At 71.6% G+C, this 25,250-nt stretch carries 22 protein-coding genes; 13 read left to right on the forward strand and 9 right to left on the reverse strand.

The features are described from left to right. Nucleotides 1-43 precede the first annotated feature (43 nt). From QSK31_RS37685 to QSK31_RS37695, 3 genes are read right to left on the reverse strand one after another with little or no spacing between them, the layout of a single operon-like run. The gene (locus QSK31_RS37685; RefSeq protein ID WP_285689491.1) at nt 44-1,228 is read right to left on the reverse strand and encodes an ABC transporter permease; all 1,185 of its coding nucleotides are present in this window, start codon (nt 1,226-1,228) and stop codon (nt 44-46) included. Beyond that, a complete protein-coding gene (locus tag QSK31_RS37690; RefSeq protein WP_285689492.1) occupies nt 1,225-1,905 on the reverse strand; it encodes an ABC transporter ATP-binding protein in 681 nt (226 codons plus the stop codon). The genes QSK31_RS37685 and QSK31_RS37690 overlap by 4 nt, the downstream gene beginning before the upstream one ends. Next, a complete protein-coding gene (locus QSK31_RS37695; RefSeq protein ID WP_285689493.1) occupies nt 1,902-3,233 on the reverse strand; it encodes an efflux RND transporter periplasmic adaptor subunit in 1,332 nt (443 codons plus the stop codon). The genes QSK31_RS37690 and QSK31_RS37695 overlap by 4 nt, the downstream gene beginning before the upstream one ends. A gap of 164 nt (nt 3,234-3,397) precedes the next feature. Here QSK31_RS37695 and QSK31_RS37700 point away from each other — a divergent pair, with 164 nt between their 5' ends. Continuing rightward, complete coding sequence (locus tag QSK31_RS37700; RefSeq protein WP_285689494.1) at nt 3,398-3,607, forward strand: hypothetical protein; 210 nt, start codon at nt 3,398-3,400, stop codon at nt 3,605-3,607. Here QSK31_RS37700 and QSK31_RS37705 read toward each other — a convergent pair. Next, complete coding sequence (locus tag QSK31_RS37705) at nt 3,604-4,326, reverse strand: L,D-transpeptidase family protein (protein WP_285689495.1); 723 nt, start codon at nt 4,324-4,326, stop codon at nt 3,604-3,606. The two genes, QSK31_RS37700 and QSK31_RS37705, sit on opposite strands and share 4 nt — an antisense overlap. A 246-nt stretch (nt 4,327-4,572) precedes the next feature. On the opposite strand from QSK31_RS37705, the gene QSK31_RS37710 reads away from it, so the two are divergent. From QSK31_RS37710 to QSK31_RS37720, 3 genes are all read left to right on the forward strand, one after another. Beyond that, nucleotides 4,573-5,940 (forward strand): ABC transporter substrate-binding protein, encoded by a 1,368-nt coding sequence (locus tag QSK31_RS37710; RefSeq protein WP_285689496.1) that lies wholly within the window; start codon nt 4,573-4,575, stop codon nt 5,938-5,940. Between the two features lie 108 nt (nt 5,941-6,048). Then, complete coding sequence (locus QSK31_RS37715; protein ID WP_285689497.1) at nt 6,049-7,056, forward strand: carbohydrate ABC transporter permease; 1,008 nt, start codon at nt 6,049-6,051, stop codon at nt 7,054-7,056. After that, the gene (locus tag QSK31_RS37720; RefSeq protein ID WP_285689498.1) at nt 7,053-7,976 is read left to right on the forward strand and encodes a carbohydrate ABC transporter permease; all 924 of its coding nucleotides are present in this window, start codon (nt 7,053-7,055) and stop codon (nt 7,974-7,976) included. The genes QSK31_RS37715 and QSK31_RS37720 overlap by 4 nt, the downstream gene beginning before the upstream one ends. Before the next feature lie 45 nt (nt 7,977-8,021). Here the strand turns inward: QSK31_RS37720 and QSK31_RS37725 are convergent, their stop codons facing one another. After that, on the reverse strand, nt 8,022-8,891 hold the full coding sequence (locus QSK31_RS37725; protein WP_285689499.1) for a CAP domain-containing protein: 870 nt from the start codon (nt 8,889-8,891) through the stop codon (nt 8,022-8,024). Between the two features lie 227 nt (nt 8,892-9,118). Here QSK31_RS37725 and QSK31_RS37730 point away from each other — a divergent pair, with 227 nt between their 5' ends. After that, on the forward strand, nt 9,119-9,490 hold the full coding sequence (locus QSK31_RS37730; protein ID WP_502873071.1) for a DoxX family protein: 372 nt from the start codon (nt 9,119-9,121) through the stop codon (nt 9,488-9,490). Here QSK31_RS37730 and QSK31_RS37735 read toward each other — a convergent pair. After that, a complete protein-coding gene (locus QSK31_RS37735; RefSeq protein WP_285689500.1) occupies nt 9,484-9,882 on the reverse strand; it encodes a nuclear transport factor 2 family protein in 399 nt (132 codons plus the stop codon). The genes QSK31_RS37730 and QSK31_RS37735 overlap by 7 nt on opposite strands. A 69-nt stretch (nt 9,883-9,951) precedes the next feature. Between QSK31_RS37735 and QSK31_RS37740 the strand changes: the two genes are divergently transcribed. The 8 genes from QSK31_RS37740 to QSK31_RS37775 all read left to right on the forward strand — a co-directional run bounded on the left by QSK31_RS37740 (nt 9,952) and on the right by QSK31_RS37775 (nt 19,694). Continuing rightward, nucleotides 9,952-10,530, forward strand: a complete 579-nt coding sequence (locus QSK31_RS37740; protein WP_285689501.1) for a TetR/AcrR family transcriptional regulator — start codon at nt 9,952-9,954, stop codon at nt 10,528-10,530. Nucleotides 10,531-10,624: 94 nt separating this feature from the next. Continuing rightward, complete coding sequence (locus QSK31_RS37745) at nt 10,625-11,107, forward strand: chemotaxis protein CheW (RefSeq protein WP_285689502.1); 483 nt, start codon at nt 10,625-10,627, stop codon at nt 11,105-11,107. After that, nucleotides 11,104-12,486 (forward strand): CheR family methyltransferase, encoded by a 1,383-nt coding sequence (locus tag QSK31_RS37750; protein WP_285689503.1) that lies wholly within the window; start codon nt 11,104-11,106, stop codon nt 12,484-12,486. The genes QSK31_RS37745 and QSK31_RS37750 overlap by 4 nt, the downstream gene beginning before the upstream one ends. Nucleotides 12,487-12,541: 55 nt before the next feature. After that, nucleotides 12,542-13,099, forward strand: a complete 558-nt coding sequence (locus tag QSK31_RS37755; RefSeq protein ID WP_285689504.1) for a chemotaxis protein CheW — start codon at nt 12,542-12,544, stop codon at nt 13,097-13,099. After that, nucleotides 13,096-14,562 (forward strand): methyl-accepting chemotaxis protein, encoded by a 1,467-nt coding sequence (locus QSK31_RS37760; RefSeq protein ID WP_285689505.1) that lies wholly within the window; start codon nt 13,096-13,098, stop codon nt 14,560-14,562. Before QSK31_RS37755 ends, QSK31_RS37760 begins: the two co-directional genes overlap by 4 nt. Then, nucleotides 14,562-16,601: a hybrid sensor histidine kinase/response regulator gene (locus QSK31_RS37765; protein WP_285689506.1), complete on the forward strand. Its 2,040-nt coding sequence runs from the start codon at nt 14,562-14,564 to the stop codon at nt 16,599-16,601. Before QSK31_RS37760 ends, QSK31_RS37765 begins: the two co-directional genes overlap by 1 nt. Before the next feature lie 85 nt (nt 16,602-16,686). Then, nucleotides 16,687-17,745, forward strand: a complete 1,059-nt coding sequence (cheB, locus tag QSK31_RS37770; RefSeq protein WP_285689507.1) for a chemotaxis-specific protein-glutamate methyltransferase CheB — start codon at nt 16,687-16,689, stop codon at nt 17,743-17,745. Next, nucleotides 17,742-19,694 (forward strand): response regulator, encoded by a 1,953-nt coding sequence (locus QSK31_RS37775; RefSeq protein WP_285689508.1) that lies wholly within the window; start codon nt 17,742-17,744, stop codon nt 19,692-19,694. Before cheB ends, QSK31_RS37775 begins: the two co-directional genes overlap by 4 nt. A 1-nt stretch (nt 19,695) precedes the next feature. Here QSK31_RS37775 and QSK31_RS37780 read toward each other — a convergent pair whose 3' ends face one another. From QSK31_RS37780 to QSK31_RS37790, 3 genes are all read right to left on the reverse strand, one after another. Further along, entirely contained in the window at nt 19,696-21,834 is a 2,139-nt protein-coding gene (locus QSK31_RS37780; RefSeq protein ID WP_285689509.1) for an N-acetylmuramoyl-L-alanine amidase, read from the reverse strand. 119 nt (nt 21,835-21,953) lie between these two features. Continuing rightward, the gene (locus QSK31_RS37785; RefSeq protein WP_285689510.1) at nt 21,954-24,467 is read right to left on the reverse strand and encodes an FtsX-like permease family protein; all 2,514 of its coding nucleotides are present in this window, start codon (nt 24,465-24,467) and stop codon (nt 21,954-21,956) included. Continuing rightward, nucleotides 24,464-25,225 carry an ABC transporter ATP-binding protein gene (locus QSK31_RS37790; RefSeq protein ID WP_285689511.1) on the reverse strand — a complete coding sequence of 254 codons (762 nt, stop codon included), beginning with the start codon at nt 25,223-25,225 and terminating at the stop codon, nt 24,464-24,466. The genes QSK31_RS37785 and QSK31_RS37790 overlap by 4 nt, the downstream gene beginning before the upstream one ends. Nucleotides 25,226-25,250 lie beyond the last annotated feature (25 nt).

A 25,250-nucleotide genomic window follows, 5' to 3' on the forward strand; every position in this document is an offset into this window, starting at 1 on the left:
CCGCTCAGATCGGCGGACCGGCGGCCCGGTTGAGTGTTGGCGGCTATTCCGTGCGCAGCGCCACTACCGGGTCGAGACGGCCGGCCCGTTGCGCGGGAACGACGCCGAAGATGATGCCGACCGCCGCGGAGACGCCGAAGGCTAGTGCCAGCGCCCACCAGGTGACGGCCGCGGGCACCGGGGACAGCCGGTCGACGAGCAGGGCGGCGGTGATGCCGAGGCCCATACCGAGCACACCGCCGATCGTTGTCAGAAGCACCGCTTCCAGGAGGAACTGGACACCGATGTCGCGGGGTCGGGCCCCGACCGCTTTCCGCAGCCCGATCTCCTTGGTCCGCTCGCGCACCGAGACCAGCATGATGTTGGAGACGCCGACGCCGCCGACCAGCAGGCTGATGCCGGCGATGGCGGCGAGCACCCCGGTGAGCACGCCCAGGATGTCGCCGAGCACGCCGAGGATCTGTTCCTGGGTGACCGCGCTGAAGTCGGTGTCCGGGTGGCGTTCGACCAGGGCGGCGACGACCGCGTCACCGAGCGCGCCGATGCGTTCCCGGTCGGGCGCGCGGATGGCCAGGCCGTCGATGCGGTCGGTGCCCAGGAGCCGCTGCGCGGCGGTGATGGGTACGTGTACTTCGCTGTCCCGGTCGACGCCGAGACTCTGGCCGAGCGGCTCGAAGGTGCCGGTGACCCGGAACCGGACGCCGCCGATGGTGATCTGCCGCCCGATCGGGTCACGGTCGCCGAAGAGTTGCCGGGCGACCGCCGAGCCCAGGACGGCGACCCGGCGGCCGGTGCTGACGTCGGAACGGGTGAAGTAGCGGCCGCGGTCCAGGTTGCGGACGAACACGGTCGGCGTGGTCTCCAGGACGCCCTGCATGCTGGCGAAGCTGCTGCGGCTGCCCGCGCGTACCGTCTCGCCGGAGGCGACGGTGACCGCGACCCGCGACCGGTCGCCGACCACCCGGGTGACCGCGTCGACGTCGTCCAGGGTCATGGTGGAGGCGGTGGCGGCAGCGCCCGCCTCGAGCCGCCCGGGCACCACCAGCAGCAGGTTGGAGCCGAGCCCCTCGACCTGCGACTCGATCTGCTGCTTGGTGCCGGTGCCGATGGCCACCAGGGCGACCACGGCGGCGACGCCGATGACCACGCCGAGCATGGTCAGGATGCTGCGCAGGCGGTTGGCGCGCAGCGCGTCGACGGCGACCCGCCAGGCCTCGGAGATCCTCATGCCGGCACGATCTCGCCGTCGCGCATCCGGATCTGCCGGTGGGCGCGGGCGGCGACGTCCTTGTCGTGGGTGACCAGGACGACCGCGACACCCTCGGAGTTCAAGGACTCGAGCAGCGCGAGTACGGCTTGGCCGGTCGCCGAGTCGAGGTTGCCGGTGGGTTCGTCGGCGAGCAGCACGGACGGGCCGGTGACCAGGGCGCGGGCGATCGCCACCCGCTGCTGCTCGCCGCCGGTCATCTGGTTGGGCCGGTGCCCGGCGCGGTGCGCGAGGCCGACCCGCTCGAGCATGGCGGCCGCGCGTTCCCGCCGCTCGCGCCGGGGGACGCCGCGGTAGACCAGCGGAAGGGCCACGTTGTCCTGTGCGGTGGTGCGGGCGAGCAGGTGGAACGACTGGAAGACGAAGCCGATGGTCTCGTTGCGCAGCTTGGCCATCTCGCCGGGGTCGAGCGTGGTGACGTCGCGTCCGCCGATCAGCAGGGTGCCGGAGGTGGGCCGGTCGAGCGCGCCGAGCAGGTGCATGAGCGTGGACTTGCCGGAGCCGGAGGTGCCCACGATGGCCAGGTAGTCGTCCGCCTCGACGGTCAGCGAGACGGCCTTGAGGGCGGTCACCGAGACCCCGTCCAGCTCGTACGTGCGCGCGACATCCGTGGCGACGATGGCCGGGGAGCCGGTCACGGCAGCTCCTGGCCGGCCCGCACCTGGTCGGCGCCGGACACCACGATCCGCTGACCGTCGCTGAGCCCGTCGGTCACCTGCACCGCGTCCTCACCCTGCACGCCCAGCGTCACCGGCACCCGCTCGGCCTTCCCGTCACGGACCGCCCAGACCGTGGATCGCCCGTCGGCGTCGACGACCGCGGAGGCCGGAACGGTGACCGCGTCCTCCGCCTCGCGCACCCGCAGCCGCACCACGGCGCTCATCCCGGGCCGCGGCACGGGTGCGGCACTGCCGTCGTCGCCGGCGCCCTTGCCCAGGTCGAGCCGCACCCGGTAGGACACTCCCCCGCGCGCCGAGGTGGTGGGCAGCTGGTCGATCGACCGGACCGTGGCCGGATAGGAGGCCCCGGTCGCCGCGTCCAGCTCGACAGTGGCCGCGCCGCCCGGCTTGACCAGCAGGATGTCGGTCTCGTCGACCTCGGCGGACAGCCCGAGCCGGGACACGTCGACGACCGTGACGATCGGGGTGCCGGGGCTGACCGGGCCGCCCTCGGGGACGGCCGGGTCGGCGCCGGCCGGTGCCGCGGCGGGCGCGGCGGCCGGCGCTCCGCCGGTGGTGGCGCCGCCGCCGGAGAGCAGGTCGGTGAGCGAGGCCCCGGAGGCGGCCGGCGAGCCGCCGAGCTGGACCACGCCGGCGACGGGCGCTCGCAGGGTCAGCGCGTCGTCGGCGGCGACGGCCAGGTCGTACGCCTGCTTGGCCTGAAGTTGTTGAGCGGCCGAGAGTGCGCCCAATGCGCGGGAGAGGCCGGCCAGACCCTGCTGGACGGACCGGACGGCGGCGGACGCGGCCTCGGACGCCGCCTCGTACTGCTGCTCGGCGGCGTCGATCTGAGCCAGCAGCGCCGCACGCACCTGGAGGTCGGCGACGTCGCCCGCGGCCTCCCGTGCCGCGTCGAAGGCCTTGCCCGCGCGTTTGTCGGTGGTGCGGCCGACGGTCACATAGTTGCCGGTGGAGACCGGCGGCGCGGCGTCCAGGGCGCGCTCGGCGTCGGCCAGCCGGTCGGCGACGCCGGGCGAGTCGATCACCGCGACCACGTAGCCCTTGGCGACCCACTGGCCGGGCGTGACACGCAGGTCGGCGAGGGTGCCGGCGGCGGGCGAGGTGACCGTGGCGGCGGCCCGCGCGGTGACCGAGCCGGGGGCCTCGACGATCTCGGCGACCTCGCCGCGGGCTGCGGTGCCCAGGCCGACGCCGGAGGGCTCGTCGCCGCACGAGGCGGCGGTCAGCACGGGCAGCAGTACCGCCGCAACGAGCAGCGCGAATGTGCCCCGGGGGTGGCGATTCACGAGCGCAACTGTAATGCGGCCCTACGACAAGATCGCCGGCGTGATACCTGGGCCCTGTCGGGTTTCTGCCGAAACAGTGGACCTTTCGCCGACTACGCGGCGTGCGCCGGGCTGTCACCGTAAGAGTTCGACCCGCGGCGCCGTCCGCGGAAAAGGGGGAGAACATGCTCCGCGCCGATGAACTGACCGTGGTGCACCATGACGACACGGTCACCCGGTTCACCGACGTGCGCTACACCCTGGGACGACGGGGGCTGCGCGTGAAGATGGCGACCGGCGAGGAAATCCTCTTCCCGCAGCATGACGTGCTCACCACGCATGCGGTCACGGCCGCCATCATCCACAACAGGCTGGACTACGCCATCGCGGCCTAGGTTCCCGGGCGGCGCCCGTACACCTTGACCGTGGTGCCCTTCTTCAGCTTGCCGTACAGGTACACGGCGTCCGACTTGAGCAGGTTGACGCAGCCGTGCGAGCCGCGCCACGCGTCATGCAGGTAGGTCGTGGTGCGGTGCAGCCCGACCCCGCCGACGAAGCGCTGCCAGTTGTACATGTTGACCTTGTACTTCTCGGAGTACTCCGGGTTGGCACGCTGCCACGTCTTGTACGTGCCGGTGGGCGTGCGGTACCCCTTCATGCCGGTCCGCGTGACGGTCGGCTTGAAGTAGACCTTTCCACCCTTCATGACGAAGACCGTCTGGTGCGTCAGGTCGACGCAGACCGTGGTCTTCGACTTGCTGGCCTTGCAGGTCGACGTATTCGTGCCCGCCAGCCGCTTGGCCACCCCGAAGGTGGTGGGCCCGGCCAGGCCGGATGCCGGCTTGATGCCGAACCGGCTCTGGAACTTCTTGATCGCCTTGCAGTCGCCGGCCGACTGCTTGCCGTCGACGCTGAGCGTTCCGTACCCGCCCAGCTTCTTGAGGTAGCCCTCGACCTGCTTCTGGTACTTGCCCGTCGAGCACGAGGCCGCAGCGGCCCGTGTCACGACGACCACAGCCGACGGCGTACGCGCGGCGGCGCCCGCGGCCGGCGAACCGGCCACCAGCAGGCCCGCCCCGGTGACCATCGCGGTAGCGATGGCACCGATGCGCACGATTGTCCGTTGGACTCCCAATTCGTCCTCCCCAGTAATGCGTGCGGACATCGAAGCACACCGACGCACGGAGGCAGATCATCCGGACGTCGGTACAGAAGCAGCCCGACAGGCGAGAATCGTTACGCGGAAGATCCCTGGAAACCGTTGCGTAACCTTCGCGTTCGCTTTTGACTATGCGCGGTGAGGCTTCGCTCGGTCACGGTGCGTCAACAGACCGATGCGAACAAGGAAATGAGGAGAGCCATGTCAATAAACTCCGTGGGGCCGCGGTGGCGAGCCGCGCTCGCCGGAACGGTCGGTGTCGGGCTGGTTCTCGGCCTGGCCGCCTGTGGTGACGGTGGCGGTGACGACAGCGGGGAGGACACTCCCTCGGCAGCGGCGATCGACTGCGCTCAGTTCAGCAGCTTCGGCGACCTCAAGGGCAAGACGGTCTCCATCTACACCGGCATCATCACGCCGGAGGACAAGCCGCAGATCGACTCGTACAAGCCGTTCGAGCAGTGCACCGGTGTGACCGTGAAGTACGAGGGCGACAAGGCCTTCGAGACTCAGGTCCTGGTCCGGGCCAAGGCCGGCAACCCGCCGGACCTCGCCTACGTTCCGCAGCCCGGCCTGCTCGCGCAGCTCGTGGCGACGGGCAAGGCCGTCGAGGCGCCCAAGTCGGTGTCCGACAACGTCGACAAGTTCTTCGGCAAGGACTGGAAGGCGTACGGCACGGTCAACGACAAGTTCTACGCCGCGCCGCTGGGCGCGAACGTGAAGTCCCTGGTCTGGTACTCGCCGTCGGAGTTCAAGGAGAACAACTACAAGGTTCCGACGACGCTGGACGAGCTCAAGACCCTGAGCGACACGATCGCCGCCAAGGACAAGAAGCCGTGGTGCGCCGGCATCGCCAGCGGTGAGGCCACGGGCTGGCCGATCACCGACTGGATGGAGGACTTCATGCTCCGGCTGAGCGGGCCGGAGAAGTACGACCAGTGGGTCAAGCACCAGATCCCGTTCAACGGCCCGGACTCGTCCGCGGCGCTGGACGCGGTGGGCGGCTACCTGAAGAACGACAAGTACGTCAACGGTGGCTACGGCGACGTGAAGAGCATCGCCACCACCACGTTCCAGGACGGCGGCCTGCCGATCGTCGACGGCGGGTGCTCGCTGCACCGCCAGGCGAACTTCTACGCCGCCAACTGGGACAAGGACACCAAGGTGGCCGAGGACGGCGACGTCTTCGCGTTCTACCTGCCCGGCAAGGACGCCTCCAGCAAGCCGGTTCTCGGCGGTGGCGAGTTCGTGGTCTCGTTCGCCAACCGTCCGGAGGTGCAGGCCTTCCAGACCTACCTGTCCACCGACACGTGGGCGAACGCCAAGGCCAAGCTCTCCCAGGGCTGGGTGAGTGCCAACAAGGGTCTCGACGTGAACAACCTGAGCAGCCCGATCGACAAGCTGTCGGCAGGAATCCTCCAGGACCCGAAGGCGGTCTTCCGCTTCGACGGTTCGGACCAGATGCCGGCGGCCGTGGGTTCGAACGCCTTCTGGAAGCAGACGACCAGCTGGATCACCGGCCAGGACACCAAGACGACGGTGGACAACATCGAAAAGGCCTGGCCCAAGTGATCTGATCGGATGATCTAGATCACACCGTAGATCCCGTAACTTCTGACCGGCCGGGGCGGGCACACCGCCTCGGCCGGTCTCATCTAGAAGGTAGGTGAAGGAGGCCTGATGACAGACACGTTGGCCTTCTGGCCGTTCGATCCCGTCGAGACGACGTCGGGCAAGGTCGTCCAGATGCTCGCGGCGATCCTCGTGTTCATCGCGATCATGGGCATCATCCTGTTCCTGGCCAGCCTGGCCAAGGGACGCAGCGGCGACCGGGCAGTGGGTTACCTCTACCTGGCGCCGACCCTTCTCATGCTGCTGGTCGGACTGGTCTACCCCGGTCTGCGTACGGTCTGGCAGTCGTTCTTCAACGCCGCCGGCGACGCGTTCATCGGGCTGGACAACTACGCCACGATCTTCAGCGACGCCGACCAGCTCACCGTGCTGCGCAACACGGTCTTCTGGGTCGTGGTGACGCCGTTCGTCGCCACCGCGGTCGGCCTGATCTACGCGATCCTGGTCGACAAGGCCCGGCTCGAGTCGGCCGCCAAGGCACTGATCTTCCTGCCGATGGCGATCTCGTTCGTCGGCGCGTCGATCATCTGGCGGTTCGTCTACGAGTACCGGCCCAACCAGGGCAGCGTGAAGCAGATCGGCCTGCTCAACCAGGTTCTGGTCTGGCTGGGCGCCGAGCCGCATCAGTGGCTGATCGACTCGCCGCTGAACACGTTCCTGCTCATCGTCGTGATGATCTGGATCCAGGCGGGCTTCGCGATGACCGTGCTGTCGGCGGCCATCAAGGCGATCCCGGACGACGTGATCGAGGCGGCCCGGCTGGACGGGGTCACCGCGTTCGGCATGTTCCGCTTCATCACCCTGCCGAGCATCCGCCCGGCCGTGGTCGTCGTGCTCACCACGATCGGCATCGCCACGCTGAAGGTCTTCGACATCGTCCGCACGATGACCGGCGGCCAGTTCAACACCAGCGTGGTGGCCAACGAGTTCTACAGCCAGAGCTTCCGCAGCGACAACCAGGGTCTCGGCGCGGCCCTCGCGGTGCTGCTGTTCGTGCTCGTGATCCCGATCGTCGTCTACAACATCCGCCAGCTCAGAGCATCGGAGGCACGATGAGCAGCGCACCGATCGCTCCGGTCACGGTTTCGGATGCGCCGTTGAAAGCACCCAGGGAGACCGCGGCCGGTAAGGCGAAGAAGCGGCTCACCTCGCCGTGGGCGTCGCTGTTCGCGGTGGTCCTCGCGGTGCTGTGGACGTTGCCGACGTTCGGTCTGCTGGTGTCGTCGTTCCGCCCTCAGCGCGACATCCGCACCAGCGGCTGGTGGACGTTCTTCAGCGACCCGCAGATGACGCTGGACAACTACCGGTCCGTCCTCGGCACGGACCAGGCCGGCGGGCTGGGTGACTACTTCATCAACTCGTTCATCATCACCATCCCGTCGGTGCTGATCCCGGTGACGCTGGCGGCCCTGGCCGCGTACGCGTTCGCCTGGATCAGGTTCCCCGGGAAGAACATCCTGTTCGTCGCGGTCTTCGCTCTGCAGATCGTGCCGATCCAGGTGACCCTGATCCCGCTGCTGACGCTCTATGTCGACGGTGGGATCGCCGGGACGTTCTGGCCGATCTGGTTGTCGCACTCGATCTTCGCGCTGCCGCTGGCCGTGTTCATCCTGCACAACTTCATGAAGGAAGTGCCGGCGACCCTGCTCGAGGCGGCCCGGATCGACGGCGCCGGCCACGTCGCCATCTTCTTCCGGGTGCTGCTGCCGTTGCTGCGCCCGGCCCTGGCGGCGTTCGGCATCTTCCAGTTCCTCTGGGTCTGGAACGACCTGCTGGTCGCTCTGACCTTCGCGGGCGGCGGCAACGCGGTGGCTCCGGTCACGGTGGCGCTGGCCAACCTGGCCGGTACCCGCGGCAACGCGTGGCATCTGCTGTCGGCCGGCGCGTTCGTGTCGATCGTCGTACCGGTGCTGGTGTTCCTCTCCTCCCAGCGCTACTTCGTCCGCGGCCTGCTCGCGGGCAGCGTCAAGGGCTGAGTTTCGGGCGTGCTCCTCGCTTCGGGGGGCACGCCCGAAGCAGGATCAGTCCGGTGTGGCGAAGTCCTGCACCCAGTAGGCGGTGTCGTCGGACGCGAACGCCAGGCCGATCCCCATCTGGCGCAGCCGGCAGTCCATGATGTTCTCCCGGTGTTCCGGGCTGTGCCACCAGCCGTCGACGACCTCGTAGGAGCTGTCGACCCCCCGCGCGATGTTCTCGCCGTAGCGGCTCCAGTCGTACCCCGCGTCCTCGACCCGCTCCCCCGCCTTCTCACCGTTGCGCGACTCGTGCGCGAAGTACTCGTGCCGCGCCATGTCCGCCGCGTGCCGGTTGGCGGCCGTGATCAGCCGGCGGTCGAGCGTCAGCCTCTCGCACCCGCCCCGCCGCCGCTTCTCATTGACCAGGGTCAAAACCTGCTGCTGTACGGGCGCGGCCGGGCTACCCGACACCGAGGCGGGCGTGACGTCCCGCCGCGACGCGTCGACGACGTTGGCCGGCTTGGCCGCGGGTGCCGCGGCGGGCTTCCCCGCGGGCTCGGCGGCGACCGGCGCCGGGTCCTCGGCCACGGGCGGCGCATCCTGCTGCGGCGGCTCGGCGGCCTGCGGATCCGCCGCCTGACCACCCGGCCGTTGCGGCGCCGCGGCGGCCGCGGCGGGATCGTCGTCCGCCGCCGGCTCGGCGTGGCCTCCGGGCCGGGCCACGTTCGCCGCCGGCTGCTGGCCCGGTCCCGGCAGATCCAGATCCGGTACGCCCGGCGCCCCGCCGCCCATGGCGGGCGACAGATCCGACATGCCCGGGAACTCCATGGCCGGCACGTCAGGAGTCGTATCCGCTCCCGCCGTCGTCGCGGCGACGGCACCCGCCAGCAACACCACCGACGCCGTCACACACACCACCACCAGCGGTTTCCGCATCCAGAGCTTCCCTACATCCATTGCGCCGTGGCCGACTCCACAACGCCCCGGCCGGACCAACGCCCCACCGGCGGCCCCGGTGACTTCCCGCCCACCCCGCCCGGCCCTCGCCACCCGCGGCAAAGATCCACTTGACCTGCGCTTTCACGCCCCTGCCGCTGTCCGGACAATGCGGACACTTCATCCGTACGGGGTAACCCACCCTGCCGTTCTTGTCACACTTTCCGGTGCCGTCTCGTCCAGTCCGCATGCACACCGCGTACGTCACGCTCACCATCACCGCGGCGGTCTTCACCGCCGTGGCCGCGGTCACCTACCTGATCGGCCACGACTACCCCAGGGCCCAGGCCGACATGAAACGCGTGCCCCGTTCCTGGCTGCCGTTCCTGGGCGTGGCGCTGGCCTCGGGCGCGCTCGGCCTGGTCGCCGGTCTGGCCGTGCCGTGGCTCGGCGTCATCGCCGCCGCGGCCCTGGTGCTCTACTTCATCGGCGCATTGATCGCCCACCTGCGCGTGGGTTCCCGCAAACTGCTCGGCTGGGCCGTCTTCTTCACCACCGAGCTGGCAACCCTGATCGTGACGGTCGCCTACCGCTATTGAGCCAGAGCAGCGGCCATCTTCAGAGTGTCCTGATACTCCCGCAGCAACGTGACCTTTCCATCATGGACAGTCAGCACGGTGATGAAGTCCGCCTCGGCCTGCCGCCCGGTGGCGACAGCGGTGGCGGTGAGGGAGTACTCGACGACGATCGTCGACGGATCGACCAGGGAATGAACCGTCCTCACCGCACAGTCGTCGATGCGAAGAGGCAGCGCCGCCCGCGCGGGGCCGGCGAAGGCCAGGAACTCAGCCTTGCCCTGGATGCGTGACGGCCGGCCCGGCGCCGCGAACGGCCATTCGACGATCACGTCGTCGGCGAGGTCGTCGGCGCCGACGGTGGCGCCGGCCAGCCACCGGTCGCGCATGCGGTTGAAGGCATCCCGCGGGGTCATGAACACTCCTCGACGAAGGCTAAGATGAGTGACGACTCACGTACGCACGATAATGAGTGGTGACTCATCTTGTCCAGACCCCTACGCGCGGATGCCCGGCGGAACCGGGCGAAGATCCTGGCCGCGGCCGAGCAGGTGTTCGCCGAAGGCGGCCCGGAGGCGTCGACCGAGGAGGTCGCGCGACGCGCCGGGGTGGCCGCCGGGACGGTCTTCCGGCACTTCCCCACCAAGGCCGACCTGCTGCGGGCGCTGATGAAGGACCTGCTGGAACAGGTCACCGCCGACGCGGCCGAACTGGCCACGAGCGGGGATCCGGCCACCGGCCTGTTCGAGTTCTTCGGCCGGCTGGTCCGGCGCACGGCGGCCAACCGCACCGTCGTCGGCCTGCTGGCCGTGCCTCTGAGCGGCCCGATCACCTCGCTCGCCGACGTGGTGGCAGAGCTGCTGCGCCGGGCGCAGGAGGCCGGCGCGGTCCGCCTGGAGGTGCGCCCCGACGAGGTGATGGCCCTGCTGGAGAGCACCTGCCAGGGCGCCCTGAGCGGCGCCTGGACCGACGACCTCCGCGACCGCACGCTCGAGATCATTTTTTTCGGCCTGCGCGCGCACCGCCCCCTCCCCCACCCCGGCACTGGGTGGGCGGAAAGTTAGGCGGCGGGTACGGCAGTTTTGCGGCTCGTCCACAGGTGCGGAGCTGGCGAAGCATTCTCGAAACTTCCGGGCATATTGTCGTTAATCTGGGCCAATGGCACAGAGCGAGAGGGCTGGGCCCGAGGGTGAGGGCGGGAACTCGCTCGTCTTCCGGGCCGGTTCCATGCTGTGCGCGCTCCGCCTGGACGAGGTCATCGAGACCATGCGCCCGCTCGCGACCCGGGCCCTGGCCGGCGCCCCCGCCTTCGTGCGCGGGGTGTGCATCATGCGCGGCGTGCCCGCCCCGGTCGTCGACGTCGCCCGGCTGCTCGGCGGCGAGGAGGCCGAGGTCGCGCGGTTCGTGGCGGTACGGGCCGAGCACGGCCCGGTGGCCTTCGCGACCGGTGAGGTGCTCGGGATCCGGGTCACGGCCGCCGGTGGGACGCACCCGGGGCTGCTGACCGGCGCCTCCAGCCGGCTCGTCGCGGGGGTCGGCACGCTCGACGCCGAGCCCTTGCTGCTGCTGCAGGGCATGCGGGTGGTCCCGGACCATGTCTGGCAGGCCGCCGCGGGTCAGGCGGAGGCGGTGGCGCCGTGATCGAGACCAGTGACGTGACCCGCTTCCGCGAGCTGCTGGCGGCGCGGCTGGGCTGGACGTTCGCCGACAACGACGTGCCGCACCTGACGCAGGAGCTGCTGCGGCGGGCCGAGACGAACGGGCTCGCCCAGGGCGGCTATCTCCGGCGGCTGGCGGCCGGTTGGGGCCACGAGCTGGCCGCGCTCGCCGAGGAACTGACGATCACCGAGACCTACTTCTTCCGGCACGGCGAGCAGTTCCGGGCGCTGGCCGGAGCGGCGTTGCCGGAGCGGATGGCGGCCCGGGCCACCCAGCGGGTGCTGCGGCTGCTGTCGGTCGGGTGCTCGTCCGGCGAGGAGGCGTACACGCTGGGGATCGTGGCCCGCGATCTGCTGCCGGATCCGGGCTGGATCATCTCGGTGCTCGGCGTGGACGCCAACCCGGCCATGCTGCGCAAGGCCGGGCGCGCCCACTACTCGGCCTGGTCGTTGCGGGAGACCCCGGATGACGTACGGGAACGCTGGTTCCATCCGCACGACAGCACGTACGAGGTGGATGCCGGCGTCCGCGCGATCGTGCGATTCCGCCAGCACAACGTGGCCGAGGACGACGCCGATCTGTGGCGCCCGGAGCAGTACGACGTGATCTTCTGCCGCAACCTGCTGATGTATCTGACCCCGGACACCGCGGGCGCGCTGATCGCCCGGATGACGGCGGCGCTGGCCCCGGGCGGTTACCTCTTCCTCGGGCACACCGACTCGCTGGGCAGCCGCCCGGCGGGTCTGGAGCCGATGCACAGCCATGCGACGTTCTACTACCGCCGCACGACCGCCCCGAGCCCCGCACCGCCGCCGCAGACAGCGATCCCGGACGTCGTACGCATCGCGCCCGCCCCACCGGAACCCACCCGGGCGCCGGAGGGGATCCTCACGCTGATCCACCAGGAACGCTTCGCGGAGGCGCTCGCCGAGAGCGAGCGGACCGACCGTTCCGGCCCGCGCGACCTGCTCGTGCACGGCGTCCTGCTGGCGCAGGCCGGGCGTCTCGCGGACGCCGAGATGGAGGTGCGCGCGCTGCTCGACGCCAACGGCCTGGACGCCGACGCGCATCACCTGCTCGGTGTCTGCCTGGAGGGCGGCGCGGCGGTGGACGTGGCGATCGGGCACTACCGGCTGGCCGCCTACCTGGATCCGGCGTTCGCGATGCCGCGCCTGCGGCTGGGTCTGCTGGCCCGGCGCCGGGGCGACCACCGGACCGCGAACGCCGAGCTGGACCGTGCCCTGCATCTGCTGCGCGACGAGCGGGACGACCGGATCGTGCTGTTCGGCGGCGGCTTCGGCCGGATCGCCCTGACCACCCTGTGCCGCACCGAGCTGGGCACCGCGGGAGCCCCGCGATGAGCCCGCTCCTCAGCATCGGGCCCAGGCCACGACCTGGCGCGGCGGGAGCCCGGCGATGAGCCCGCGGACCGTGGTGGAGCAGCTGGGTGAGCTGCGGAAGGATTTCGACTCCTCGTTCGCCTCGCCGGCTCGGCGGCATGACGCGGAGCACGACGAACTGCTGGCGGTGCGCGCCGGCGGCCGGGCGTACGCGCTGCGGTTGTCGCAGACCTCCGGCCTGTGGCCGGACCGCCCGGTGACGCCGCTCCCCAGCCCGATCGCGGCCCTGCTCGGCGTGGCCGGTTTCAGCGGCGCGATCGTCCCGGTGTACGACCTGGCCGCCCTGCTCGGCCACCCGGTGCCGGACCGGCCGCGCTGGCTGGTGCTGACCGCCGGGTCGCCCGCGCTGGCGCTGGCGTTCCACAAGCTGGACGGGCACGTGCGCGTCCCGGCGAACACGATCGTCACCGAGGCGGCCGAGCATCCGCAGGGCTGCCTGCGCGGCATGGTCCCGCTGGCGGGTGACACCCGCCCGATCGTCGACCTGCCCGCGGCCCGCGCGGCGGTGCACAGACTGACCGGCCACGAGGTGCCGGTGGACAAGCCGATGCAGCAAACCGAGGAGCAAGCATGATGGCCAACCGCACCTTCGGCAGCAAGCTGGCCGGTGGCTTCGCGCTGACCGCGCTGCTCACCCTGCTGATGGGCGCGGCCTCGGTGGGCGCGCTGACCGTCGTGGTGAACAGCAAGGACGGGGTGATCACCTCGGCGAGCGAGTCGCTGGTGGACGCCGAGCGGCTGAACAGCCTGATCGAGAGCCGGGTCAGCGACTACCGCGCCTTCATCCTGAACGGCAGGCCCGAGTACCTGAAGCTGACCAACGACGGCCGCACCCGGTTCCTCGAGCAGGTGGCGCGGCTGCGCGGGCGGCTGACCGACCCGGCCGAACTGCGCCTGCTCCAGGCGGTGTCCGACGCGGAGTCGGCGCACGCCGGCGCGCTGGCGCCGCTGATCCAGCGCCGGCAGGCGATGAAGGTCCTGGACCTCCCGAAGCTCCAGGGCTCGCCCGTCGGACCCGCCCGGGAGAAGCTGGAGCAGACGATCACCGACCTGATCACCCGGGTACGCGCGGACGTCGAGAGTGCCCGGCGCGAGTCGTCGACGCGGGCCACCCAGGCGATCGTGTTGATCATCGTGCTCGGTGTGCTGGCGATCGCCTCGGCCATCGTGATCGCGGTCCGGCTGAACCGGGACCTGCGCCGCGAGGTGGGCAGCGCGGTCGGCCACATCCAGAGCTCGTCGGCGCAGCTGGAGGCGGCCGCCGCGCAGCAGGCGTCAGGCAGCCGCGATCAGGCCAACGCGATGAACGAGATCACCACGACGATCAGCGAGCTGCTGATCACCTCGCGGCAGATCGCGGACAACGCCAAACGGGTGTCGCAGATCGCCGAGGACACGGCGGGTGCGGCCGAGGCCGGCGACTCCACGATCGACCAGACCCGGCAGTCGATCCAGGCGATCCGTACGCAGGTCGATCTGATCGTCCAGCACATGCTGACGCTGGGCGAGAAGTCGCAGCAGATCGGCGGCGTGGTGGATCTGGTGTCGGAGCTGGCCGAGCAGACCAACATCCTGGCCATCAACGCCACCATCGAGGCGAGCGGCGCGGGCGAGTGGGGCCGCCGGTTCGCGGTGGTGGCCGAGGAGATCCGCAAGCTGGCCGACCGGACGCAGGGGTCGGCGAAGGAGATCCGGGCGCTCATCGACGACGTGCGCGGCGCCGTCAACACGACCGTGATGGCCACCGAGATCGGCGCCAAGAGCGTGGACGCGGGCAGCCGGCAGTTCGACGACGCGACCAGTTCCTTCCGTCGCATCGCGCAGCTGGTGGCCACCACGAACGACGCCACCCGGGAGATCGAGCTGTCCACCAAGCAGCAGTCCACGGCGGTGGAGCAGGTGAACGTCGCCGCCTCGGACACCGCCCGGGTGACCCGGGAGACCGAGGCGAGCGCGGTGCAGACCAGGCAGACCGCCTCGCATCTGTCCAATCTCTCCGGTGACCTGCTCCAGCTGGTCGGCACGGGCCGCGGCTGATGGCCGGTGACCCGCTCAAGTACTTCCGGGTCGAGGCCCGTGAGCTGATCGACCAGATCAGCGCGGGCGTGCTGAACCTCGACCAGGACCACGACCCGGAGGTGGTGGCCCAGCTGCTCCGGTACGCGCACACGCTCAAGGGCGCCGCGCGGGTGGTCCGGCAGCCGGAGATCGCCGAGCGGGCGCACGCCTTCGAGGAGGTGCTGGTCGACCACCGGGAGAGCGACTCGCCGCTGGCCGCCGACGAGATGCGCGAGCTGCTGCGCCTCAATGACGAGATCGAGCAGCGGGTGGCGGCGCTGGAACCCAAGGCGGCGCCCGCGCAGGCCCCGGCGGCCGCCCAGAAGGAGCAGCCCGTCGAGGTGGCGCCGGCCCGGGCGTCCAGCGGGGACGTGGACGACCTGCTGGACGCGATCGGCGAGGCGCACACCCGGTTCGCGCCGCTGCGTACCGGCAGCAAGGGCCTCGAACGGCTGCACCGGGACGCGGAGGCGCTGGCCGACCGGCTGCGGGTGGAGCAGCCGGGCGCGTTGCAGGCCGCCCGGTCCGCGGCGCTGCGGCTGTCCGGCGAGTTCAGCCGGCTGTCCCGGCGGATGGCCGACGTGGTGGAACAGGTCGAGCGCGAGCTGGACGAGGTGCGTGGCCGGGCCGAACGCCTGCGCCTGGTGGCCGCGTCGAGCATCCTCACCGCGCTGCACCGGGCGGTCCGGGACGCCGCCGACTCGCAGGGCAAGCGGGTCCGGTTCGAGGGCCACGGCGGCGACCTGCGCATGGATCCGCACGTGCTGACCCTGGTCAGCGGCGCGTTCCTGCATGTGGTGCGCAACGCGGTGGCGCACGGCATCGAGGCCGCGGAGGCACGCACGGAGGCCGGCAAACCCGCGGAGGGCACGGTGGTCGTCGAGGTCGAGCGCCGGGGCCGCTTCGCGGCGTTCCGGTGTACGGACGACGGCCGCGGTTTCGATCTGACCGCCGTGCGCCGGACCGCCGAGGCGCGCGGCCTGCTCATGCCCGGCAGCGCCGAACCGGACGAGCGCACGCTGATGGACCTGCTGATGCGCGGCGGGATCAGCACCTCGGCGACGGTCACCGACGTGTCCGGCCGCGGCATCGGCCTGGACGTCGCCCGGGACGTGGCCGACCAGCTCGGCGGCGACGTCACGGTCCGCACCGAGGCGGGCCGTGGCGCCACCGTGGAGCTGGTCGTGCCCCTCGCCCTGCTGTCGTTGCACGGGCTGGTCGTGGAGGCGGCGGGCACCGTGGCGACCGTGCCCCTGGACGCCGTGCGGACCTGCGTACGCCTGGATCCCGAACAGGCGGCCGCGGCGGCCGCGGCGGGCCGGATCGCGCACGACGGCCGCGCCCTGCCCTTCCTCCCGCTCGCCCGGTCGCTGTACGCCGGCACCGTCGTGCCGGACACGGCCGGACCCGGCGTCGCGGTGATCGTGACCGCCGACCAGGACGCGGTGGCGATCGGCGTGGACCGGCTGGCCGGCACGTCCACCCTGGTCGTGCGTCCGCTGCCGGACCTGGCCCCGGCGGCGCCGGTGATCGGCGGCGTGGCGATGGACCTGGACGGCAACCCCCGGCTGGTGCTGGACGCGCACGGCATGATCGCCGAGACCGGGCGGGGCGGCGGCACCGGCGGCTCCTCCCCCGCGGTGGCCGCGCGCCGCCTGCCGATCCTGGTGATCGACGACTCGCTGACCACCCGGATGCTGGAGCGCAGCATCCTGGAGTCCGCCGGGTACGAGGTGGAGCTGGCCGCGTCCGGCGAGGAAGGCCTGGACAAGGCCCGCAGCCGCGAGTACGCGCTGTACCTCACCGACATCGACATGCCGGGCATCGACGGCTTCACCTTCGTCGCCGAGACCCGGGCCGACCCACAGCTCCAGCACGTCCCGGCGATCCTGGTCAGTTCCCGGGCGAGCGCCGAGGACCGGCAGCGCGGCGCCGACGTGGGGGCCAGCGCGTACGTGGTCAAGGGCGAGTTCAACCAGGAAGACCTGCTCGCCCACATCGGACGGTTAGTGGCATGACCGAGCGCACCGGGCGCGAGTGGCGCCGAAACAGTGACGGGCTGTCGGAGGGCCACGAGGGCATGCCGAAGACTGGCTCAGTCGCATGATCCGGGTGCTGGTGGTGGAGGACTCGGCGACGATGCGGCACCACCTGCGCTCGGCGCTGGCCGGTGACCCGGAGCTGCAGGTGGTCGGCGAGGCGTTGGACGGCGGCCAGGCGGTGGAGATGTGCGGCCGGCTGCGCCCGGACGTGGTGACCATGGACATGATGCTGCCGACGATGACCGGGCTGGTGGCCACCGAGCACATCATGGCGGACTTCCCGACGCCCATCCTGGTGGTGTCGTCGGCGGACCGGCGGGAGCTGTACAGCACGTACAACGCGCTGGCCGCGGGGGCGGTGGACGTGCTGGAGAAGCCGCGCGGCGACGCCTCGGACGCCGGCTGGGAGCGGCGGCTGTGCCAGGCGGTCCGGCTGGTGTCCCGGATCCGGGTGATCACCCATCCCCGGGCCCGGCTGGCCCGGCCGGCGCCGGTGTCGGCCACCCCGGCCCTCGAGCCGGTCCGCGCGGGCGAGCCTCAGGTGGTCGCGCTGGGCGCGTCCACCGGCGGGCCGGGCGCGCTCACCGACCTGCTGCGGGCGTTGCCGGCCGGATTCCGTACGCCGGTCCTCTGCGTCCAGCACATCGCCGCGAGCGAGCCGTTCGCGGTGGCCTTCTCCGACTGGCTGGCCGACCAGACCGGGCGCGCGGTCAGCTACGCGGTGGACCGGACGCCGCTGCCGATGCTCAGCGGCCGGGTCGTGCTGGCCCCGCCGGACCGGCACCTGCTCGTCCGGGACGGCGCGGTCCGGGTCACCGACGGCGCGCCCCGGCACTCCTGCCGGCCCAGCGTGGACGTGCTGTTCGAGTCGGTGGCCGCCGAGTTCGGCGCGACCGCCGTGGGTTGCCTGCTGACCGGCATGGGCCGGGACGGCGCCGAGGGCCTGCTGCGGATGCGCGGGCGCGGCGCGGTCACCTTCGCTCAGGACGAGGCCAGTTCGGTGGTCTTCGGGATGCCCCGGGAGGCCGCGCTGCTCGGCGCGGCGTCCGCGATGCTGTCGCCGGTCAAGATGGCCGAGCGGCTGGCGGCGATGGTCCCGGCGAGCGGGGCACGGCGATGACCGTGTCCACCGTCCTGATCGTGGACGACAGCCTGACCGTGCGGATGGACCTGCACGAGGCGTTCGAGGCGGACGGCTTCGTCACGGTGCTGGCGGCCACCGGCGCGGAGGCCCGGTCCGCGTTCGCCGACGCGCACTTCCAGGTGGCGGTGCTGGATGTGCTGCTGCCCGACGCGGACGGCCTGGAGTTGTTGCGGGAGTTGCGGTCCCGGCCGGGGCGCGCGCAGGTGGTGACCGTCCTGTTGTCCACCGAGGCCGACGTGGCCGACCGGGTCCAGGGGCTGCGCACCGGCGCCGACGAGTACGTGGGCAAGCCGTACGACGCCGGCTACGTGGTGGCCCGGGTGCGCCAGCTGCTCAACGAGCAGTCGCCCGGCTCGGAGAATGCCCAGGTCACGGTGCTGGTGATCGACGACAGCATCACCTTCCGGGAGCAGCTGCGCGAGCTGCTCGTGCCGGAGGGGTACGCGGTGCTGACCGCGTCGTCCGGTGAGGACGGTCTGCGCCTGGCCGCGGACCGGCGGCCGCAGGCTTTGATCGTGGACGGCGTGATGCCCGGCATCGACGGCGCCACGGTGATCCGGCGGATCCGCCTGGACCCGGCCCTGCGGGACACGCCGTGCCTGCTGATGACGGCCGCCGACGACTACGCCACCGAGGTGCAGATGCTCGAGGCGGGGGCCGACGGCTTCATCCGCAAGCAGCAGGACCTCGCCGTGGTGATCGCGAAGCTGGCCGCGGTGCTGCGCCAGAGCACCGAGCAGCTGCCCATCGACCCGGCCGGCAGCCTGCACGGGCCCAGCAAGCTGCTCGCCCTGCACCCCGACCGGAACGAACTGGCCCTGCTGATCGACGCGCTGCGCAGCGACGGCTACGACATCGCCGGGGCGGGCACCGCGACCGAGGCGCTGGCCCTGCTCGCCGCGCAGCCGGTCGACTGCATCGTGCTGGGCTACGACGGCGCCGAGGGGCGCGCCACCTGCCGGCAGATCAAGGAGGTACCACGGATCGGCGACACCCCGCTGGTGATGACCGGTTCGCGGGACGACTCGATCCTGGAGTGCCTGGCGGCGGGCGCGGACGACTACGTGCGCTCGTCGGACGGGCCGGAGGCGTTGCTGGCGCACGTGCGTGCGCAGATCAGACGCAAGCAGAGCCACGACGAGAGCCGGCGCATCCGTGAGGAGCTCGCCCGGCGGGAACTGGCCGCGGCCGAGGAACGCGCCGCGCGGCAACTCGCCGAGACCCGCGCCGCGCTGGTCGAGGAGCTGGAGTGGCGCAACCGGGAGCTGGAGGCGTTCAGCGGGTCGGTGTCGCACGACCTGCGCGGCCCGCTGCAGATCATCTCCAGCTTCGCCGAGACGATCCTGGACGAGGACGACGGGCCGCTCGGCGATGAGGTGCGGCACCGGGTGCAGCGGATCCACGCGGCCGCTAACCGGATGGCCGACCTGGTGGAGTCGCTGCTGATCCTGGCCCGGGCCAGCCGCGGCGACCTGCGCCGGGAGCTGTTCGACCTGACCGCCACCGCCTGGGAGGTGACCGCGGAGGTGCAGGCCCGTGACCCGGGCCGCAAGGTGGAGTTCCGGGTGGCCGAGGGTATGGCCGCGAACGCCGACGAGGGCCTGGTCCGGGTGATTCTGGAGAACCTGATCAACAACGCGGTCAAGTTCACCCGCAGGGTCGAGCACCCGGTGGTCGAGGTGGGCTGCGAGAACTCCCGTTTCTTCGTGCGGGACAACGGCGCCGGTTTCCCGGCGGGCAAGGCGGGCGAGTTGTTCCGGCCGTTCGCCCGGCTGCACTCCGCGGAGGATTTTCCGGGTACGGGCATCGGCCTGACCACCGTGCATCGGGCGATCGAGCGGCATGGCGGCGAGATCTGGCCCGAGGGCGAGGACGGGCGGGGGGCGACCTTCTGGTTCACCCTCCCGCCCGCCGGACGCCGCTGATCTACTTGAGGTAGGCCAACCCGTCGATGAAGACACCGGCGGTGCCGGTCTTCACGATCTGCACGGTGTGCTTGCCGCTGACCAGGCCGGTGGCCCAGACCACCTGCCGGTACGCCGTGCTCTTGTTCTTGGTGTTGATCGAGACCTTCTTCTTGCCGTCCACATAGATGTCGAAGGTTCCGGTGCTCTTCGACTTGTCGACGATGACGCCCGCGGCGGTGCCGGTGACCGTGAAGGTCAGCTTGGAGTTCTTCTTGGTGCTGTAGTAGGCCTTGCCGTTCAGGTAGTTCTTGTTCGACTTGGTCGACCAGGTGCCGGACTTCTTCGCCGACGACTCCGCCAGCAGCGCCGGGGTCCGCGTGAGCTTCGCCGTGAGGACCGAGTTGCCCGGGATGTCGGCCGCCCGCAACTGGTAGGCGAGCGCCTTGCCGGGGCGGCCGGTCAGCTTGGCGTACTCGGTGGTCGTCGCGCCGAAGGCGACCGTGGTCGGCGTGATCAGGCGCACCGTGGAGAGCTTGGTGTTGTCGACGACCTTCCAGCTGACCTTCATCGGCACCGACGTGGTGGTGACCGTGCCGGGGCGCAGGCCCACGCCCAGCGGGCTGAAGACCGGCGGCTTGTTGTCGGAGATCACGCTGGTCGCCGGGGTGATCGGCGTGGTGCCGTCGGCACGCAGCGAACGCACCTGCACCTTGCGGGTGCCGAGCGCAAGCTTGACCGCCGCGGTCCGGACGTCGGCGCCCACCGTCTGCACCACCTTGCCGTCGACCAGCACCTCGAACCCGGTCAGCTCGGCCTCCGGCGTGATGGTCGTCCAGTTCACGGTGACCGTGTCCTTGACGTAGTACGAGCCGCCGTACGCCACGCCGCCGGCCGGCGCCCGCAGCACGATCGAGCCGTCGGTGCCACCGGCCAGGATGCGGATCGCGTTGAGCTGGCCGTAGAGCACGTCGCCCGGGCACTCGGTGATGACCGCGTCCCGGTGGCCGGAGATCCGGTCGAACGGGAACAGCGTCCCCTTCTTGCCGGGGAACTTGTTGCTGTCGCTGACACCGAGCTCGAGGCTGGACCGGCCGACCGTGCCGAGGTTGTACTGGCCCAGCTTGGCCGCCGCGACCCGGGCGATGACCGTCTTCACCACGTCCGGCACGCCGGTGTTCATGAAGTTGCCGAGCACCGCGATGCTGGACGAGTCGGTGTTGAAGCCGTAGGTGTGCGCGCCGATGACCGGCCGGTCCGCGCCGCCCTTGCGACCCTCGTAGAGCACCCCGCACTTGTCGACCAGGAAGTTGTAGCCGATGTCGTTCCAGCCGCGGTTCTTCACCTGGTCGGTGAGGATGCTGCGGAGGATGGCGGGCGAGTCCGCGCAGTCGTAGGTGTTGCCGCCCGCGGTGTGGTGGACGAACTCCACCTTCACCGAGTTCCCGTAGGTCGGGGCGTCCTTGACCAGCTTCTCGTCGGCGCCCCACTGGGCCCGCGTCCGGTACGCCGGCAGGTCGGTCACGGCGCCGCCCTGGCCGCCGCTCCCGGTCGTCCCCGGCTTCGCCGAGCCGGTGCCCTTACCGGGGTCGATCAGGTTGAGCTGCAACCCTTGCGGCAACGCCCCCTGGGTGTTGCGCACCCGGGCGGCCACGCCGTCCGACTCGCCGACCCAGAGCCCGCCGGTGCCGCCGCGGATGCCCTCGGCCTCCGCGCCCTGCGGGGCCAGGCTCTCCTCGGTCTCCAGCGCCTGCCAGCCGGACCACTCGCCGGTCTTCGCCGACTTGGTCCGCACCTCGACGCCGCCGGTCGGGCGGTCCTTCGGGTCCGTCCAGGTGACGCTGACCATGCTGAACGACTCGGTGGCCTTCTGCGGCAGCTCGGACCGCGTGGCCTTGGTGTCGGCGGGCGCGAGGCTCACCGGGCGGGTGGTGGCGCGGGCGGGCCGGGCGGCCTTCGCGACGATCGGCGTGCCGTCGCCCGCGTTGTCCACCTCGGCGACCGGTTCCGCGTCACCGGGCGGCTCGGCCGCGACCGGCGGGTCGTAGAATTTCGCCGTCGCCGAAGGCTCGGCCTCCGGCCACGCCAGTGCCACCGTGGTTCCGCCCGCGACGACCAGCGCCGACGCCGCCACCAGAGCGAATAACCGCCCGTGCTTCACAATCTCTCCCCCGCTGTCCCCTGCTGAATCGCGCGAAGACTAGCGGATCTCACGTCCCGAAGTCAGTCCAGACCGATTCGCCGGGAAACGCCGGGCGAGAGCCGATGTCCGCCGCTTTCCTACTCGGTGGCCAGGGCGACCACCGGACTCACCTTCGCGGCGCGCCGGGCCGGTAGCACCCCGGCCAGCGCCGTCAGGAGGACGAGCACAGCGAACACCGCGAGCAGGCGGAAGCCGGGCAGTTGCAGCGGCGCACGCTGGCCGAGAGCCGAGACCGCGAGCCAGGCGTACGGGACTCCGAGCAGCAGTCCGAGCACCGCGCCGAGCACCCCGTACAGGCCCGACTCGGTGGTCAGCATCGCCCGCAGCCCGAACCGGGACAGCCCCAACGCGCGCAGCAGACCCGATTCGCGGACCCGCTCGACCACCGACAGCGCGGTCGTGGTGCCGACGCCGACCACCGCGATGATCACCGTCAGGCCGACCAGCCCGATCGCGATCAGCAGCAGCGTGCCCAGCGCGCTCTCGATCTCGTCCCGCTGGTCCGCCAGCACCGTGACACCGACGCCCGGCCCGTTCACCGCCTGCCGCAGCGCGGCGTCCGCGGCGTTGCGGCCCGCGTCACCGGACCCGGAGGCGTCGGCCAGCAGCCCGGAATAGCCCGCCGGAGCGCCCAGCCTCGTCAGGTCCTGCGGGGTGAGCACCAGGCCCGAGCCGAGCGGCGCCGAGTCCGGCAGCACCGCGGCGACGGTGACCTCGATCGACCGCTTGCCCGAGGTGACCGTGGTGCGGTCGCCCGCCTTCAGGCCGCCGACGTCCACGGTGAAGGCGGAGACGACCGCCTGGCCGGGCTTGAGGTCATGCCAGCTGCCCTGCTTGACGTCCAGCTTGGCGATGCCCGGCACGGTGTCCATGGCCAGGTCGTTCGCCTCCAGCTTGGCCTGGCTGCCGGCCACGGTCACGCCGGTGACCTTGCGGTAGGGCACCACGTGCGTGACTTCGGTGCGGGCGCGGACCTGGTCGGCCAGCTTCGCGTCCAACGGGGTGTCCGCGGCGGTGACCTCGAAGTCGGCCGGGGCGCTGGACGCCAGCTCCCGCTCCATCAGGGCCTGCACCGAGGAGGCGCCGACCAGCGAGCCGGCGATCAGCGTGACGCCCAGCGCGACCACCACGGACACCGCCGCCGCCCGCCGGGGCGCTCCCCCGACGCCGCCGACCGCGAGCCGCCCCAGCGGACCGAACCGGCGCAACGGCCAGCCCGCCGCGGCGAGCAGCGGCCGGACCAGCACCGGGCCGAGCGCCATCAGCGCCAGGAAGGCCAGGCCGCCGGAGGCCACCACGACGAGGAGCATCGTCTGCGGGTCGTAGTTCTCCTGGTCGGGCTTGGGGAGGTTCAGGATGACGTACGCGGCCAGCAGCCCCGCCCCGCCCGCCAGCAGAACCCCGATCGCCGCGCGCGGCCAGCCGATGCCCGTCCGGCCCGGCGACATGCTCGCGGTGCGCAACGCCTCCAGCGGCGAAACCTTCGAGGCCGAGATCGCCGGCGTCAGCACGGCCAGCACGGTCCCGACGACCGCCAGGGCGACCACGCCCAGCGCGGGCAGGACCGGGAAGCCGGGCGAGGCCAGGTTCGTGCCGGTGGCGCGGGCGATCACCGGGACCAGGTGGCCCAGTCCCAGCGCGGCGAGCACACCGGTGACGCCGGTGATCAGGCCGGTCAGCGCGCCCTCGGCGATCAGGGCGCCGACCAGCGACCCGCGTCCGGCGCCCACCGCCCGCAGCAGGGCGAGCTGGCGGGTGCGCTGGGCGAAGACGATCCGGAACGTGGAGGCGGCGACCAGCCCGGCGGCGACCAGCGCGATCGCGACGAACATGGCGACCACCGCGAACAGGTCGTCGACGTCGTCGGCCTTCGACCGGACCTCGTCGAGCCGGACATCGGCGCCGGAGCGCACCTTGCCGCCCGGGCCGGCGATCGCCTCCACCGCCGACCGGACCTGGGCCTCCTGGCCCGGCGCCACGGCCAGTTCGACCTGGTAGAAGGAGTCCTCGCCGCTCAGCGCGGAGATCGCGGGCTGTGGGGCGTACGCCTGCTGTCCGTAGTCGTCCTGGGCCTTGACCAAGCCGACCACCGTGAGCGTCCGCGGCTTACCCGGGTTGCCCTGGTCGTCGTGGCTGGTGGCCATCCGGAACGTGGTGCCGATCGCCAGGCCCATCCGGTCCGCCGTCTTCGGCGTGACCGCCACCTCACCCACCTTGCTCGGGTAGCGGCCCTTGCTCACCTCGACCCGGGCGAGCGGCCCGGAACCCGGGTCGGCCGTCAGGTTCAGCCCGCGCCCGGCCAGTTCGCCGCCGGCGTCCGCGCGGGCGGCCGCCGCGGTCACCCCCGGCACCATCTCGATCAGCGACAGCTGCGCGGCGGTCAGCCCGACCTCCTCCTTGCCCGTCACCACGAGCGCGGCGGCCTTGGGCGTGTCGCTCAGGCCGTCCAGCATGCTCGCCCTGGTGATCTGCTGGGCGAGCACGGTCGCGTAGACCACGAACGACGCGACCAGCACGGCCATGCCGGTCAGCAGCAGCCGCGACGGCCGCCGGGCCGCCTCGCCCAGCTGGGTGCGCAAAACCCCGCTCATCGCCCGGCCGCCAGGTCGCGGAGGGCCTCGGCGATGGTGTCCGGGTTCGGCCGGTCCAGGTCGCCCGCGACCCGGCCGTCGGCCAGCAGGACCACCCGGTCCGCGTACGCCGCGGCGCCCGGATCGTGCGTCACCATGACGATCGTCTGACCCAGTTCACGCACCGAGTTCCGCAGGAACAGCAGCACCTCGGCGCCCGACTTCGAGTCCAGGTTGCCGGTCGGCTCGTCGGCGAACACCACCTCCGGCCGGGTGACCAGCGCGCGGGCCACCGCGACCCGCTGCTGCTGGCCGCCGGACAGCTCGGCCGGCCGGTGACTCAGCCGGTCGGTCAGCCCCAGCCGCTCGGTCAGGTGCCGCAGCAGGCCCCGCTCGGCCCGCCGGCCGGCCAGGTCCAGCGGCAGCATGATGTTCTGCTCCGCGGTCAGCTGCGGCAGCAGGTTGAACGACTGGAACACGAAGCCGATCCGCTCCCGCCGCACCTTGGTCAGCACCCGGTCCGGCTGGGCGGTCAGGTCGGTGCCGCCCAGCAGCGCGCTGCCCGAGGTGGCCTTGTCCAGCCCGGCCAGGCAGTGCATCAGCGTGGACTTGCCGGAGCCGGACGGTCCCATGATCGCGGTGAACTGGGCGCGCTCGAAGCCGACGGTCACGCCGTCCAGGGCGCGGACCGCGGTGTCGCCGGCGCCGTACACCTTGACCAGGTCGACCGCGGAGACCGCGGCCAGGGTGGCCGAGGCCGGGTTCGCGAAGGTCGTCATCACATGTCCTCTGTCGTCGTTTAAC

It is taken from the genome of Actinoplanes sp. NBRC 103695 (assembly GCF_030269485.1).
In the GTDB taxonomy this organism is placed as follows: Bacteria; Actinomycetota; Actinomycetes; order Mycobacteriales; family Micromonosporaceae; genus Actinoplanes.